The following is a 14,695-nucleotide window of genomic DNA, read 5'->3' as shown; positions in this document are numbered from 1 at the left end:
CGCCCGCGTCCCCCCGCGGCCGCCCTCCGGCACGTCCGGGCCCGGTGCACCCGGGCCGGCTGCGATCAGCCCGCGGCCGAGCGGTACTTGCGCACCGACAGCCACGAGAACACCGCGGTGATCAGCACCGACCAGCCCAGCGACACCAGCGCCGCGTGCTGCATCGGCCAGGCGCTGTCCACCGGCCCGACCTGGTTGCCGAAGAGGTCCCGGCAGGCCTGCACGGTGGCGCTGAACGGGTTCCAGTACGCGACGCCCTGCAGCCAGCCCGGCATCGAGCTGACCGGCACGAACGCGTTGGACACGAAGGTCAGCGGGAACAGCCAGATCAGGCCCGCCGAGGTGGCCGCCTCGGGGCTGCGGACCGACAGGCCTATCAGCGCGCCGATCCACGAGAAGGCGTAGCCGAGCAGGAGCAGCAGCACGAACGCGCCGAGCGCCTTCACGATGCCGTCGTGGATCCGCCAGCCGACCGCCAGCGCGACCAGGGCCAGCACGATCACGGTGAACGCCGTCTGGACCAGGTCGGCCAGGGTGCGCCCGACGAGCACCGCCGAGCGGGCCATCGGCAGCGAGCGGAACCGGTCCACCAGGCCCTTGGTCATGTCCTCCGCGATGCCGGCCGAGGCGCCGGCGGTGGCGAAGGTGACGGTCTGGGCGAAGATGCCGGCCATCAGGAACTGGATGTAGGAGTTGGAGCTGGCCTGCGTCCCGGGGATCTGGATCGCCCCGCCCATGACGTAGGAGAACAGCAGCACGAACATGACGGGCTGCATGAGGCCGAAGACCACGATCTCCGGGATGCGGGCCATCCGGCGCAGGTTGCGCTTGGCGACGACCCAGGAGTCGTGCAGGGTCGCGGAGAGCCCCCGGCGCTGCCGGGGCACCGCGGCGCCGATCGCGTGCTCGGTGGCGGTGGTCATCTCAGCGCTCCGTTCCGGCCGCGACGGCCTGCTTGTCCTGGTCCTCGCCGCCTTCGCCGCCTTCGTCGGCGTCGCCGGCCCGGCCGCCCTTGCCGCGCCCGCCCTTGCCGCGGCCCTTGGCGCCCGCGCCGTTCTCGTCGTCCGCGGACTCGGCGACATGGCCGGTGAGCGTCAGGAAGACGTCGTCCAGGGTCGGGCGGCGCAGACCGATGTCGTCGATCTCGATCGAACGGGCGTCGAGCTCGCGGATCACGTCCGCGAGGACCCGGGCGCCGCCGCTGACCGGGACGGTGATCTTCCGGGTGTTCCGCTCGACGGCGGGCTCCCCGAGCGCGTACCCGGACAGCGCCGCGACCGCCTCGGCGACGTGGTCGGCGTTGTGCACGACGACCTCGATGCGCTCGCCGCCGATCTGCGCCTTGAGCTGGTCGGCGGTGCCTCGGGCGATCACCCGGCCGTGGTCGACCACGGCGATGTCGTGCGCGAGGCGGTCGGCCTCCTCCAGGTACTGGGTGGTGAGCAGCAGCGTGGTGCCCTGCTCGACGAGGGTCTCGATGACCTCCCAGAGCGCGAGCCGGTTGCGCGGGTCGAGGCCGGTGGTCGGCTCGTCGAGGAACATCACCGGCGGCCGGACGACCAGCGCGGCGGCGAGGTCGAGGCGCCGGCGCATGCCGCCCGAGTACGTCTTGGCGGTGCGGTCCTTGGCGTCGGTGAGGTTGAACCACTCCAGGAGCTCCAGCGCGCGGGCCTTCGCGTCGCGCGCGGTCATCTGGTAGAGCTCGCCGACCATTTGAAGGTTCTCGAAGCCGGTCAGGTACTCGTCGACGGCGGCGTACTGACCGGAGAGGCCTATCAGGCTGCGGACGCGGTTGGGGTGCTTGAGGACGTCCACGCCTGCGACGACGGCCCGGCCGGAGTCCGGTTGCAGCAGGGTGGTGAGGACGCGCACGGTGGTCGTCTTGCCGGCGCCGTTGGGGCCGAGCAGCCCGAGCACCGTGCCCTCGGGGACGTCCAGGCTGACGCCGTCGAGGGCTCGTACGTCGCCGAAGGTCTTCACCAGGTTCTCGGCTTGGATGGCTGGCGCCATGGCCTGCCTCATCTCCTTGAACGAAATGGGCGATCTGTCCCACTGTGCCCCGGATGCGGCAACGCGGGCGACTCGGTTTTCGCCCATGGACAGGTAACGCGATGTATCGCGAGTCTGGCAGCTCGCGATATATCGCGTCAAGGGAATTTAAAGAACCGCTCCGAGGCCCTGAAAACCGTCAGCGTGGGGCCCCGGGAGCCGTCGGCCCGGGGCCCTGCGAGCCGTCAGCTGCCGACGACGTACCCCGCGTCCCGCAGCTCGCCGACCACCACCGCGCAGTGCTCCGGCCCCTTGGTCTCCAGGTGCAGGTCGACCTCGACCTCCGTCAGCCCGAGCCGCGGGTCGGTCCGCACGTGCGCGACGTCCAGCACGTTCGCGTCCACCCTGGTCAGGACGCCCAGCAGATCCGCGAGCGCCCCCGGCTTGTCGGCGAGCCGCACCCGCAGCGACAGGTAGCGCCCGGCCGCCGCCAGCCCGTGCCGCAGCACCCGCTGCATCAGCTGCGGGTCGATGTTGCCGCCCGACAGGACGGCCACCACCGGGCCGTCGAACGTCCCCGGCTCCTCCAGCAGCGCCGCGATCGGGGCCGCCCCGGCGGGCTCGACGACGAGCTTCAGCCGCTCCAGGCCGAGCAGCAGCGCCCGCGACAGCGCGTCCTCGGAGACCGTCCGGATCCCGTCCGCCAGCGTGTTGATCACCTCGAACGGGATGTCGCCGGGGCGGCCGACCATGATCCCGTCGGCCATGGTGGCGAAGCGCTCCAGCGACACCGGCCGCCCGGCGGCCAGCGAGGGCGGGTACGCGGCGGCGCCCGCCGCCTGCACGCCGACCACCCGCACGTCCGGCCGCAGCGGCTTGACCGCCGCCGCGATCCCGGCCAGCAGCCCACCGCCGCCCACTCCGACCAGGATGGTCCGCACCTCGGGGCACTGCTCCAGGATCTCCAGGCCGACGGTGGCCTGGCCGGTGACCACGTCCCAGTGGTCGAAGGGGTGGATGAACACCGCACCGGTCGTCTCCGAATACCGCTGCGCGGCCTGCAGCGCCTCGTCCACCGTGCTGCCGTGCAGCCGGACCTCGGCGCCGTAGTCGCGGGTCGCCGCGACCTTCGGCAGCGGCGCGGCCACCGGCATGAAGACGGTCGAGCGCACGCCCAGCAGCGAGGCCGCCAGCGCCACCCCCTGGGCGTGGTTCCCGGCGCTCGCCGCGACCACTCCGCCGGCCCGCTGCACCGGAGTGAGTCCCGCGATCCGCACGTACGCCCCGCGCAGCTTGAACGAGCCGGTGCGCTGGAGGTTCTCGCACTTCAGGTGGACCGGCGCGCCGATCAGCGAGGACAGGTGGCGGCTGCCCTCCATCGGGGTCACCCGGGCGACCCCGGCCAGCATCTTCTGGGCCCCGCGGACGTCGTCGAGGGTGATCGGCAGGTTGCGCATAAGGCCAGCCTACGGCGGCGGCGGGCGGCAATCCGGCATGCCGGGACTGTTCCCGGGCCCGCCCGGCCCGCGTAATCTGCTGCTTCTGAGCCTCCCTCACCGCACGACGATCGTGAGCCGCGATGACGACGACCTCGCCCCAGGCCACCGACCGCACCGACCCCGTGCACAGCCAACTGCAGTACCAGCTGGCGGTGTTCGCCCGCCGGATGGAACAGGTCCGGACCTCCGACGGCGTCGGCGCGCTGGACCGGGCCGCCTACCTGCTGCTCGACCGCCTGGAGCGGCACGGCCCGGTGAACGTCAAGGCGCTGGCCGACGCGCTCGGCGTGGACTCCTCCACGGTGACCCGCCAGGTCGCCCCGCTGGTGGCGGCCGGGCTGGTCGGCCGGGTCCAGGACCCGGCCGACCGCCGTGCCGTGCGCCTCGCGCTGACCTCGCTCGGCGCCCACCGCCTGTCCGAAGTCCGCGACGGCAGAGCCGAGTTGACCCGCCGCCTGGTGGCCGGCTGGCACCCCGAGGAGCAGCACGCGTTCTGCGCGCTGCTGGCCCGCTTCAACCTCGCGATGGAGTCCTACACCGCGGACCGGCACGGCCACCAGCCGTGAGACCCATGCACCGGGCCCACGAGGTCAACGCCCTTAGCCGAGCGCCTGCTTGAGGTCCGCCAGCAGGTCGTCGATCGACTCGATGCCGACCGAAACGCGGACCAGGTCGGCCGGGACCTCCAGCGGCGAACCGGCCGCCGAGGCGTGGGTCATCCGGCCCGGGTGCTCGATCAGCGACTCGACGCCGCCGAGCGACTCGCCGAGGGTGAACAGCTGCGCGCGGTTGCAGACCTCGACCGCCGCCTCCTCGCCGCCCTCGACCCGGAACGACACCATGCCGCCGAAGGCCTTCATCTGCTTGGCCGCGATGTCGTGGCCGGGGTGCTCGGGCAGGCCCGGGTACAGCACCTGGCTGACCTTGGGGTGGCTCGCCAGCAGCTCGGCGACCTTCTCGGCGTTGGCGCTGTGGCGGTCCATCCGGACGCCCAGCGTCTTGATGCCGCGCAGCACCAGCCAGGCGTCGAACGGCCCGGAGACGGCGCCCATCGCGTTCTGGTGGTAGGCCACCTCCTCGCCGAGGGCCGCGTCGGCCAGCACCAGCGCACCGCCGACGACGTCCGAGTGGCCGCCCATGTACTTGGTGGTGGAGTGCACGACCGCGTCCGCGCCGAGCGAGATCGGCTGCTGCAGGTACGGGCTGGCGAAGGTGTTGTCGACCACCAGCAGCGCGCCGGCGCCGTGCGCGATCTCGGCGAGCGCGGCCAGGTCGGTGATGCCCAGCAGCGGGTTGGACGGGGTCTCCACCCAGACCGCGCGGGTGTTGGGCCGCAGCGCGGCGCGGACGGTCGCCAGGTCCTGGGTGTTGGCGACGGAGAACTCGACGCCCCAGCGGGTCAGCACCTTGGCGAACAGCCGGAAGGTGCCGCCGTAGGCGTCGTTGGGGATCACGATGTGGTCGCCCGGCTTGAGGATGGTGCGCAGGAGGGTGTCCTCGGCGGCGAGGCCGGAGGCGAAGGCGAGGCCGCGGGCGCCGCCCTCCAGCGCCGCGAGGCACTCCTCCAGCGCCGTGCGGGTCGGGTTGGCGCTGCGGCTGTACTCGTAACCGCCCCGCAGGCCGCCCACCCCGTCCTGCTTGTAGGTGGACACCTGGTAGATCGGCGTGACGACGGCCCCGGTCTGGGGGTCTGCTTCCTGACCCGCGTGGATGGCGAGGGTCTCGAAGCCCTGGGGAAGCTGGTGCTCGGTCATAGGTCGAGCGTAGTGGCCGTTCGCCCGGGCGCCCGCCGGAATGCGAGGACGGGATACGGACGGGCCGAAGGCGGGCCGAGGGCGGAATGGGGCGGCGCCCCGCCGCGTTGAACCCGGGACAACCCTCCCTACCCCGATGGAGCAGGCCGTGCTGTTCAACCGCCACAAGACCTCGCTCGTCCCCGCCGCACAGGCGCTGCCCGGCCGGGAGTCGCCGGCCTTCGCCCTGCGCGAGCCGCACACCGTCCTCGGGAACCCGCTCGCCGGCCCGTACCCGGAGGGCCTGGAGGTGGCCGACTTCGGGCTGGGCTGCTTCTGGGGCGCCGAGCGCACGTTCTGGCGCGTGCCCGGTGTCTGGACGACGCTGGTCGGCTACCAGGGCGGCTACACCCCGAACCCGACGTACGACGAGGTGTGCAGCGGGCTGACCGGGCACACCGAGGCGGTCCGGGTGGTCTTCGACCCGGCGGTGGTCTCCTACGAGCGGCTGCTGAAGACCTTCTGGGAGGCGCACGACCCGACTCAGGGCAACCGCCAGGGCAACGACGTCGGCACCCAGTACCGCTCCGCCGTCTACACCCACTCCCCCGCCCAGGCCGCCGCCGCGACGGCCGCCCGGGACGCCTTCCAGCCCGCGCTGACGGCGCTCGGGTACGGCCCGATCACCACCGAGATCGCCCCGGCGGGCCCGTTCTACCCGGCCGAGCCGTACCACCAGCAGTACCTCTCCGACGCCAAGAACCCCAACGGCTACTGCGGCCTCGGCGGCACGGGTGCGTCGTGCCCGATCGGCGTGGCCCGCACCACCGAGGCCTGACGAGCCCGGGCCCCGGCCCGGACGCAGACTGGAAGGGCCAGCAGGGACGGCCCGGTCACCTCCCGGTGGCCGGGCCGTCCCGCGGGGAGAGGAGCCTGCCATGTCCGGTCTGGTCAGGAAGAACTTCGACGATCCCGAGGAGATCCGCCCCTTCGAGGAGGGCTCGGGAGAGCTGCGGCTGGTCAACCTGGACGCCGGCCCGGTGGGCCGGGCCGTGTTCCAGCCCGGCTGGCAGTGGTCCAAGCACGTGAAGCCGATCGCCAAGACCGACAGCTGCCAGGCCGCCCACCTCGGGTACGTGGTGGGCGGCCGCATGCGGATCGTCATGGACGACGGCGAGCAGGCCGACTTCGGCCCCGGCGACTTCATGATCTGCCCGCCCGGACACGACGCCTGGATCCTGGGCGACGAACCCTGCGTGATCGTCGACTGGCAGGGCTTCGCCGACTACGCCAAGCGGTGACGTAGCCGGGCCTTCCCACCGCCCGCCCGGTTCTCAGCCGGGACGCCGGGCGGGTCAGACCGCGCTGCCGGCCTTCCACTCGGCCCAGGCCAGGTTCCAGCCGTTCAGGCCGTTGTCCGGGGCGACCGTCTTGTCGCCGGAGTTCAGGACCTCGACGACGTCGCCGACGATCGAGGACTTGTAGAACTTGTAGCCGTCGGTGCCGCCGTCCGCCGCGCCCTTGGCGTCCTGGAGGCCGACGCAGCCGTGGCTGGTGTTCTGGCCGCCGAAGATCGACGGCGAGGACCAGTAGTTGCCGTGGATGAAGGTGCCGGAGGTGGTGAGGCGCTGGGCGTGCGGCACGTCGGCGATGTCGTACTCGCTGCCGAGGTTGACGGTCTGCGAGTTCATCCGGGTCTGCTGGTACTGCTCCGAGATGACCATCTTGCCGCCCCACGTCGTGTGGTCGGGCGCCCCGCCGGAGATCTTGTAGACGGCGCTGACCTGGCCGTCCGTGGTCACGGTGAGCTTCTTGGCGGCGAGGTCGGCGACGCTGGTCTGGGCCCGGCCGACGGTGAAGCGCACGTCCTTGGACTGCGTGCCGTACACGCCCTTGGCGCCCTGGACGTCCTTGAGGCGCAGCTGGACGGTCACCTTGGTGCCCTTGGCCCAGTACTCCTGCGGACGGAAGTCGAGGCGGGTGGGGGAGAACCAGTGGCCGACGATCTCGACGCCGGGCTCGGCGACCACGGTGATCGCCTGCTGGACGGCCTTCTTGTCGGTGACCGGCTTGCTGAAGTTGATCGAGACCGGCATGCCGACGCCGACGACCGAGCCGTCCTCGGGGGTGAAGTACCCGACGAAGGTGTTCGCCGGGGTGGCGGTGGTGAAGACGGCGTTGGCGTCCGCCTCCAACTTGTCCTTGTCGGTGGCGGTGGCGGCGACGGTGTACTTGGTCCCGCTGACCGGCGCGGCGGCGGAGGTCCAGCTGGTGCCGTCGGAGGCGAGCTGGCCGGCCAGTTCCTTGCCGGTGGAGTCGGTGACCTTGACGGTGCCGAGGGTGCCGCCCGTGACGGTGACCTTGACCGGGTCGCTGAAGCTGGCGGCGGTGGTGCCGTCGGCGGGGCTGACGGTGATCACGGCGGCCGAGGTCTTCGGGGCGCTGCTGCCGCCGGAGCCCGGGGTGCCGCCGCCGGAACCACCGGCGCCGCCGGAGCCGCCCGCGTCGGCGTCCTTGGAGTCGTTGCAGGCCGCGAGCAGGAGGACGGGTGCCCCGATCAGGCCCGCGAGTACGCCGCGCCGGCTCCAGTTGCCCCCGGCCGACCGGCCCTGACCGTCGCGTGCCGTCACGTCGCGTTCTCCCTGCTGATCATCCCGGGCATTACGGATACAGAAACGCAATACGCCCGTTCACGGTTCCATCACCGAAGGGTAAGCGATCCTATGAAATGACCCAATGTGCCTCCGTCGGACGCCAAAACGCCCGGCCCGCGGGTGCGGGCCGGGCGTCTCCGCAGCCGTGGGCCGGCGACTACTCGGCGGACTCCTCCACCGAGTACTCGTCCCACTCCTCGTTGTCCGGGTCGAACTCGGTCTGGGCCGACTCCCAGGTCGCCGAGGCGAGCTCGACGCCGGGCACGTCGCCGAGCAGCGCCACCGGGTCGATGAAGTGGGCGAGCGAGCCCGACGGGTCGACCTCGATGGCCTCGACGGACTGCGCGCGCTCCTCGTCGTCGAGGTAGTCGTCGCCGGCCACCTGCTCCAGAGCCGCCGCCTTGAGGGCGCCCTCGTCGGTGATCTCCGCGATCAGTTCGATCTTGAGCCGGACGTAGCGCGGTGCGTCCTGGCCGGTCGTTTCAGTGCTGGTCATGCGTGCGAGCGTACGGGAAGGGCCGGTCCCTCGGAGAAGGACCGGCCCCACCGCACTCCGCCGGGGCTCCCCCACCCGGGAGCCGCGGAGTCGCGCCGAAGGCGCGGTGGCAGCCACGGGAGCCGCCGCACCCTGTCGACCGGCCGGAGCCGGGCAGGGGCGGGACGACGGCGCCTCCCGCGGCGTGGCCCCTCCCTCCGCCAAGCGGTCGGGGAGGGCGGACACGGCCGGCCGGGTCAGGACCGCCCGGCGTGTCCGGAGTCGACCGCGACCACCGGGGAGCCGCTCCCGGCCGGTCACTGTCGTCTCGCTCGGCTTGTTGCCGTTGACCACCACAATGCCGGAGCGTTGTTAACCGCGTGCTGCGGGCAGGTGACGCCGGTGTACCACTTCGCCCGTGGACGAATCCTTCACATCCGTCCTACGGGCGAAGCCCGGTGACCCCGCGTCAGTGCGCGGCGCGGACGGTCAGGAAGCCGAGCAGGTCCTGGCGGGTGACGATGCCCTGCGGCTTGCCCTCGACCAGCACCACCGCGGCGTCGGCCTTCTCCAGGACGGTCATCAGGTTGGTGACCGTCTCGCCCGAGCCGACCACCGGCAGCGGCTTGGACATCACCTTGTCGAGCGTGTCGGCGAGCTCGATCTCCTTCGCGAAGATACCCTCCAGCAGCAGCTTCTCCACGACCGAGCCGATCACCTCGCCGGCCATGATGTCCGGGTGGCCGGCCCCCGGGGAGACCACCGGCATCTGCGAGACGCCGTACTCGCGCAGCACCCGGACCGCCTCGGCGACCGTCTCGTTCGGGTGCATGTGGACGAACTGCGGGATGCCGGCCTGCTCGATGGCCTCCTTGCGGGCGAGCACCTCGCCGATGTGCGCCTCGTCGGTGGAGGAGGGCAGGAAGCCGTAGTCGGCCATCCAGTCGTCGTTGAAGATCTTCGACAGGTAGCCGCGGCCACCGTCCGGCAGCAGCACCACGACGACGTCGTCCGGACCGAGCTTGCGGGCCACCTCCAGCGCGGCCACGACGGCCATGCCGCAGGAGCCGCCGACCAGCAGGCCCTCCTCCTTGGCCAGGCGGCGGGTCATCTGGAAGGAGTCCTTGTCGGACACGGCGACGATCTCGTCCGCGACGTTGCGGTCGTAGGCGGTGGGCCAGAAGTCCTCACCGACGCCCTCGACCAGGTACGGCCGGCCGGTGCCGCCCGAGTAGACCGAGCCCTCCGGGTCGGCGCCGACGACCTTGACCTTGCCGCCCGACACCTCCTTCAGGTAGTTGCCGGTGCCGGAGATGGTGCCGCCGGTGCCGACGCCCGCGACGAAGTGGGTGATCCTGCCGTCGGTCTGCTCCCACAGCTCCGGGCCGGTGGAGTGGTAGTGCGAGGCCGGGTTCTCCGGGTTGGAGTACTGGTCCGGCTTCCAGGCGTTCGGGGTCTCGCGGACCAGGCGGTCCGAGACGTTGTAGTAGGAGTCCGGGTGCTCGGGGGCGACGGCGGTCGGACAGACGACCACCTCGGCGCCGTAGGCGCGCAGGGTGTTGATCTTGTCGGTGGACACCTTGTCCGGGCAGACGAAGATGCACTTGTAGCCCTTCTGCTGGGCCACGATCGCCAGACCGACACCGGTGTTGCCCGAGGTCGGCTCGACGATCGTGCCGCCCGGCTTGAGGGCGCCGGAGGCCTCGGCCGCCTCGATCATGCGCATCGCGATGCGGTCCTTGACCGAGCCGCCGGGGTTGAAGTACTCGACCTTCGCCAGCACCGTCGCGCTGATGCCCTCGGTGACCTTGTTCAGCTTGACCAGCGGCGTGTTGCCGACCAGGTCGATGATCGAGTTGTGGTACCGCACGGGGGTCCTCCCGGTCTATGGGCATGCGAGTGCTTTCGGTAGGGCAAAGCCTATGGCGTGCCACGCGCACCGGGCCTCCCCTCGTACACACCGCCCCCAATGGCCCACCTCCACCGCCGGCACCGGGCGCCGCGGCGCCCCACCGATCGGCCCACCCGCCGGTAGCCGCACCCCCCAACCGGGTAAGAGCGCAGTGCAGGCATTTCGTGGCCCCGGAGGGGGCGGCACGAGGACGCGAAGGGGGCACCGGATGCCAGGGGCGCAGGACTCGCGGGCCCGCGTGGCCCGCCGGATCGCCACCGCCGCCGCGTACGGCGGCGGCGGTCTCGGACTGCTCGGGGTCGGCCTGGTGGGGCTGCTGCTGACCGAGGGCAGGCTCGCCATCCAGGCCATCGGCATCCTGGAGGGCGACCCGCCGAAGGCCGACGGCGTGTACGGCGAGGCCTTCGCCGACGCCGCCGACGAACCGCAGCCGCCGCTGGTGCTGGCCGTCTTCGGCGACTCCACCGGCGCCGGCCTCGGCGTGCTGCGCTCCCGCGACACCCCGGGGGCGCTGCTCGCCGCCGGTCTCGCCTCGGTCGCCGAGCGCCCGGTCCGGCTGGTGAACGCGGCCCGCTCCGGCGGCCGGTCCGCCGACCTCTCGGGCCAGCTGGAGCAGGCCCTCCCGCACCGCCCCGACATCGCCGTGATCATGGTCGGCGCGAACGACGTGACCCGCCACAGCCCGGCCCAGCTCGCCGTCCGCCAGCTCGGCGAGGCCGTCGCGGCGCTGCGGGCCAACGGCTGCGAGGTGGTCGTCGGCACCTGCCCGGACCTCGGGACGATCAAGCCGGTGCGCCCGCCGCTGCGCTGGGTGGCCCGCCGCCTCAGCCGCCAGCTGGCCGCCGCGCAGACCATCGCCGTGGTGGAGGCGGGCGGCCGGACGGTCTCGCTGGGCTCGCTGCTGGGCCCGGAGTTCGCCGCACGGCCCGAGATGTTCGCGGCCGACCGCTACCACCCGTCCGCCCAGGGCTACGCGACCGCCGCGATGGCCGTCCTGCCGTCGGTCTGCGCCGCGCTGGGCCTGTGGCCGGAGGAGGACCACCCGGCCGGTCCGGTCCCGGGCGAGACGGTGCTGCCGGTCGCGATGGCGGCGGCGGCCGCGGCGGGCCGGGCGGGCACCGAGGTGGCGGCCGTCGAGGCCGAGGGCGCGACCCGCCGCTGGGCGCTGCTGCGCGACCGGCTGCGGGGCGGCCTGCCGGGCGCGTGGGCGGCCGGCGCGCCGGTCGCCGGGCTGCCCGGGGCGCCTCCCGCCGCCCCGGGGAACACGTCGGCCAGCTCACACGCCGGCGCTGGTGACGCCTGACCTACCAGGCGGTAACTTTCCTCCCGGACGCCAGTCCGCCGTCACCCAGCGAGGAGCCCGTCATGCCCGAAGCCGTCATCGTCAGCGCAGCCCGTTCGCCGATCGGCCGGGCGTTCAAGGGCTCGCTCAAGGACGTCCGCCCGGACGACCTGACCGCGCACATCATCCAGGCCGCGCTGGCCAAGGTCCCGCAGCTGGACCCGCGCGAGATCGACGACCTGATGCTCGGCTGCGGCCTGCCCGGCGGCGAGCAGGGCCACAACCTGGCCCGCATCGTGGCCGTCCAGATGGGCATGGACTACCTGCCCGGCGCGACGATCACCCGCTACTGCTCGTCCTCGCTGCAGACCACCCGCATGGCGCTGCACGCGATCAAGGCCGGCGAGGGCGACGTCTTCATCTCGGCGGGCGTCGAGACCGTCTCGCGCAGCATCAACGGCAGCTCGGACGGCATGCCCGGCACCATGAACCCGCTGTTCGACGACGCCCAGGCGCGCACCAAGAAGCGCGCCGAGGAGGGCGGCGGAGAGTGGCACGACCCGCGCGAGGACGGCCTGGTGCCGGACGCCTACATCGCGATGGGCCAGACCGCCGAGAACCTGGCCGCGCTCAAGGGCATCACCCGCGCCGAGCAGGACGAGTTCGGCGTCCGCTCGCAGAACCTCGCCGAGGCCGCGATCAAGGCGGGCTTCTGGGAGCGCGAGATCACCCCGGTGACCCTCGCGGACGGCACCGTCGTCAGCACGGACGACGGCCCGCGCGCCGGCGTCACCCTGGAGGGCGTCTCCGGCCTGAAGCCGGTGTTCCGCCCCGACGGCACCGTGACCGCCGGTAACTGCTGCCCGCTGAACGACGGCGCCGCCGCGCTGGTCATCATGTCCGACACCAAGGCCCGCGAGCTCGGCATCACCCCGCTCGCCCGCGTCGTCTCCACCGGCGTCAGCGCCCTCTCCCCCGAGATCATGGGCTACGGCCCGGTCGAGGCCTCCAAGCAGGCGCTGAAGCGGGCCGGCCTGAGCATCGGCGACATCGACCTGGTCGAGATCAACGAGGCCTTCGCCGCCCAGGTCATCCCGTCCTACCAGGGCCTCGGCATCGACCTGGACCGCCTGAACGTCAACGGCGGCGCGATCGCCGTCGGCCACCCGTTCGGCATGACCGGCGCCCGGATCACCACCACCCTGATCAACTCCCTGCAGTGGCACGACAAGCAGTTCGGCCTGGAGACCATGTGCGTCGGCGGCGGCCAGGGCATGGCGATGGTCATCGAGCGCCTCAGCTGACCCCCGACTGACCCCAACCGCCCCGCGCGGCAACCTCCGAAGGGTCTGGACCACCCATTTGGAGTGACGCACAGTAATTGAGGGCCGGATCACACCGCGAGGTCGATCCGGCCCTCTTTTCTTTCGTTTCCGGCCCGGAAATCGACACTGCGGAGCGGATCAACTCCGCAGCGTAGAACGGTACTACTTAACAATTTGGGGACAAGGGCGAAAGTCCGGGACGAATTAGACATTCGCCACTGCGGTCACACCCCCGCATGCGGCAGTGTGGACACGTAACCCCGTTCCGCTCCTCGCTAGGAGTACGTTCCGTGAGCGCCGTCTACACCATCCTGCTGCTGATCCTGATCACCGTGTCGACCACCGTGCTGCTCCACCTCCGCGGGATCTCCCGCCGGCTGGACGCACAGGCCGCGGCCCAGGCCGCACCGGCCCCGGTCGACGAGGCCGCGATACGCCGGGCCGTCACCGAGGCCCTCGCCGCCGACCGCGAGCGGGAGATCACCGAGGCCCGGGCGTTCTGGGCCGAGCAGGAGGCCCGCGCGGCCGAGGACGCGCCGCTGTTCGACTCGCCCTTCACCGGTGCCTTCTCCGGCAGCGACGAGTGGCCGCTGTTCTTCCCCCGCCCCACCGGCCCGCAGGACGCCGCCGACAACGCCGGGACGATGGACCCGGAGTTCGGCGAGGCGCTGCGCTCCGCGCTGGAGGACCTGATCACCGAGGGCGGCGTCTCCCCGGCCGACCCCGGCACCGACGGCGGCGCGCCGCTGCGCCCGGGGCACCCGGCCGGCGCCGAGGGCTCCGGTGACGCCCGCGCCCGCCGCGAGGCCGACCTGATCGCCACCGGCCTGGAGGCCGGGCTGCTGGACGCCGAGCCGGTCGTCGAGGACGCCCCGGTCGCCGCGCCGGACCCGCGCCGCCACCCCTCGCACCCCGACTTCGTGCCGAGCCAGGCGCCGTCCCGCGAGTGGACCGACACCCGGCTGGCCACCCTCGCCGACGAGGCCGTCGCCCTGATCGACGTCCGCCCGGGCCCGCTGGGCACCCTGGACGTGTACGCCTTCGCCGACGGCACCACGCTGTGCGTGGCCCCCGGCGACCGGGAGGCCGCCTACCGGCTGATCGACGCGGTCCGGGCCGGCGAGCACGTCCGGCTGCTCGGCGGCTCGCGCTTCTCCGGCTCGTACTCGCTGACCTTCTCCACCGACGAGGAGGCCGTCTACGTCCTCGCCGACAGGGTGGTCGCCAGCATCTGACGGCCGTTCACCACGCGGCACCGAAGGCCGCCCGGGTCACAGGGGTTACCGACCGGGGCGGCCTTCGGCGTTCCCGTCCGCGCGCCGGCGCCTACGCGCAGAGCGCGGCCGTCTCGCCGACCGCCGCGACCGCCCCGGCCAGCACCGCGGACACCCGTGCGGGGCCGCCGAGTTGCGGCGGCAGCGCCACCTCGGCGTCCTCCGGCAGGGCGGCCAGTGCGAGCGCCAGGTCGTGCCCGGCAACGGCCAGCTGGTCGCCCGCCGCGAACGGCCCGGCGTCCGGGAACTCCCGCTCCGGCCCGCCCTCCACGGCACCACCCAGCGCCGCCAGCCGCCGCGCCAGCGCCAGCACGGCCGCCGCCCGCGACGCGTGCCCGGGCACGGCGCCCAGCAGCTTGCTCTGCGGCAGCGAGCGGAAACGATCCGCCAGAGAGTCGACGGCCTCGACCAGGGGCTGTACGTCATGCATACCGAGGAGCCTACGGGGCCCGCAGGGGTCTGTCGGCGAGGTGCGCGCCCTGGGGGGCTGGGGGTGCGTCGCACGCCAGGCGGGAGTTCCTCCAACGCCGCCGGGCCCCGGAGCGGTGTGCT

Annotated in this window: 14 protein-coding genes; 6 read left to right on the top strand and 8 right to left on the bottom strand. The window is 72.8% G+C overall.

Going from position 1 to position 14,695, the window contains the following annotated elements; translation table 11 throughout:
* Window positions 1-65: 65 nt before the first annotated feature.
* From AB0O00_RS16160 to ilvA, 3 genes are all read right to left on the bottom strand, one after another.
* Window positions 66-923, bottom strand: a complete 858-nt coding sequence (locus AB0O00_RS16160) for an ABC transporter permease (RefSeq protein ID WP_363652191.1) — start codon at window positions 921-923, stop codon at window positions 66-68.
* Window position 924: 1 nt separating this feature from the next.
* Window positions 925-2,010, bottom strand: coding sequence for an ATP-binding cassette domain-containing protein (locus AB0O00_RS16155; protein ID WP_363652189.1), 1,086 nt, complete (start codon window positions 2,008-2,010; stop codon window positions 925-927).
* Window positions 2,011-2,234: 224 nt separating this feature from the next.
* Window positions 2,235-3,446 (bottom strand): threonine ammonia-lyase, encoded by a 1,212-nt coding sequence (gene ilvA, locus AB0O00_RS16150; RefSeq protein WP_363652187.1) that lies wholly within the window; start codon window positions 3,444-3,446, stop codon window positions 2,235-2,237.
* A gap of 122 nt (window positions 3,447-3,568) precedes the next feature.
* On the opposite strand from ilvA, the gene AB0O00_RS16145 reads away from it, so the two are divergent.
* Complete coding sequence (locus tag AB0O00_RS16145) at window positions 3,569-4,054, top strand: MarR family transcriptional regulator (protein WP_363652185.1); 486 nt, start codon at window positions 3,569-3,571, stop codon at window positions 4,052-4,054.
* A 33-nt stretch (window positions 4,055-4,087) separates the two neighbouring features.
* On the opposite strand, the gene AB0O00_RS16140 is transcribed toward AB0O00_RS16145, so the two are convergent.
* Window positions 4,088-5,242: a cystathionine gamma-synthase gene (locus tag AB0O00_RS16140; RefSeq protein ID WP_363652184.1), complete on the bottom strand. Its 1,155-nt coding sequence runs from the start codon at window positions 5,240-5,242 to the stop codon at window positions 4,088-4,090.
* Between the two features lie 136 nt (window positions 5,243-5,378).
* On the opposite strand from AB0O00_RS16140, the gene msrA reads away from it, so the two are divergent.
* A complete protein-coding gene (gene msrA / locus AB0O00_RS16135) occupies window positions 5,379-6,059 on the top strand; it encodes a peptide-methionine (S)-S-oxide reductase MsrA (RefSeq protein WP_363652182.1) in 681 nt (226 codons plus the stop codon).
* Between the two features lie 100 nt (window positions 6,060-6,159).
* The gene (locus AB0O00_RS16130; protein WP_363652180.1) at window positions 6,160-6,522 is read left to right on the top strand and encodes a cupin domain-containing protein; all 363 of its coding nucleotides are present in this window, start codon (window positions 6,160-6,162) and stop codon (window positions 6,520-6,522) included.
* A 54-nt stretch (window positions 6,523-6,576) separates the two neighbouring features.
* On the opposite strand, the gene AB0O00_RS16125 is transcribed toward AB0O00_RS16130, so the two are convergent.
* From AB0O00_RS16125 to AB0O00_RS16115, 3 genes are all read right to left on the bottom strand, one after another.
* Window positions 6,577-7,851 (bottom strand): Ig-like domain-containing protein, encoded by a 1,275-nt coding sequence (locus AB0O00_RS16125; RefSeq protein ID WP_363652178.1) that lies wholly within the window; start codon window positions 7,849-7,851, stop codon window positions 6,577-6,579.
* A 181-nt stretch (window positions 7,852-8,032) separates the two neighbouring features.
* Complete coding sequence (locus AB0O00_RS16120; RefSeq protein WP_329927403.1) at window positions 8,033-8,371, bottom strand: hypothetical protein; 339 nt, start codon at window positions 8,369-8,371, stop codon at window positions 8,033-8,035.
* A gap of 448 nt (window positions 8,372-8,819) precedes the next feature.
* Entirely contained in the window at window positions 8,820-10,220 is a 1,401-nt protein-coding gene (locus AB0O00_RS16115) for a cystathionine beta-synthase (RefSeq protein ID WP_363652177.1), read from the bottom strand.
* 250 nt (window positions 10,221-10,470) lie between these two features.
* Here AB0O00_RS16115 and AB0O00_RS16110 point away from each other — a divergent pair, with 250 nt between their 5' ends.
* The 3 genes from AB0O00_RS16110 (at window position 10,471) to AB0O00_RS16100 (ending at window position 14,104) form a co-directional block, all read left to right on the top strand.
* A complete protein-coding gene (locus AB0O00_RS16110; RefSeq protein ID WP_363652175.1) occupies window positions 10,471-11,565 on the top strand; it encodes an SGNH/GDSL hydrolase family protein in 1,095 nt (364 codons plus the stop codon).
* A gap of 62 nt (window positions 11,566-11,627) precedes the next feature.
* On the top strand, window positions 11,628-12,848 hold the full coding sequence (locus AB0O00_RS16105) for an acetyl-CoA C-acetyltransferase (RefSeq protein WP_363652173.1): 1,221 nt from the start codon (window positions 11,628-11,630) through the stop codon (window positions 12,846-12,848).
* 311 nt (window positions 12,849-13,159) lie between these two features.
* Entirely contained in the window at window positions 13,160-14,104 is a 945-nt protein-coding gene (locus AB0O00_RS16100; RefSeq protein WP_363652171.1) for a hypothetical protein, read from the top strand.
* A 91-nt stretch (window positions 14,105-14,195) separates the two neighbouring features.
* On the opposite strand, the gene AB0O00_RS16095 is transcribed toward AB0O00_RS16100, so the two are convergent.
* Window positions 14,196-14,573: a hypothetical protein gene (locus AB0O00_RS16095; RefSeq protein ID WP_363652169.1), complete on the bottom strand. Its 378-nt coding sequence runs from the start codon at window positions 14,571-14,573 to the stop codon at window positions 14,196-14,198.
* Between the last annotated feature and the right edge of the window lie 122 nt (window positions 14,574-14,695).

The sequence above is a fragment of the Kitasatospora sp. NPDC093558 genome (assembly GCF_040683475.1).
Classification (GTDB): Bacteria; Actinomycetota; Actinomycetes; order Streptomycetales; family Streptomycetaceae; genus Kitasatospora.
Note: the sequence above shows the minus strand (reverse complement) of the source record. Positions and strands in the feature narration are given on the sequence as shown.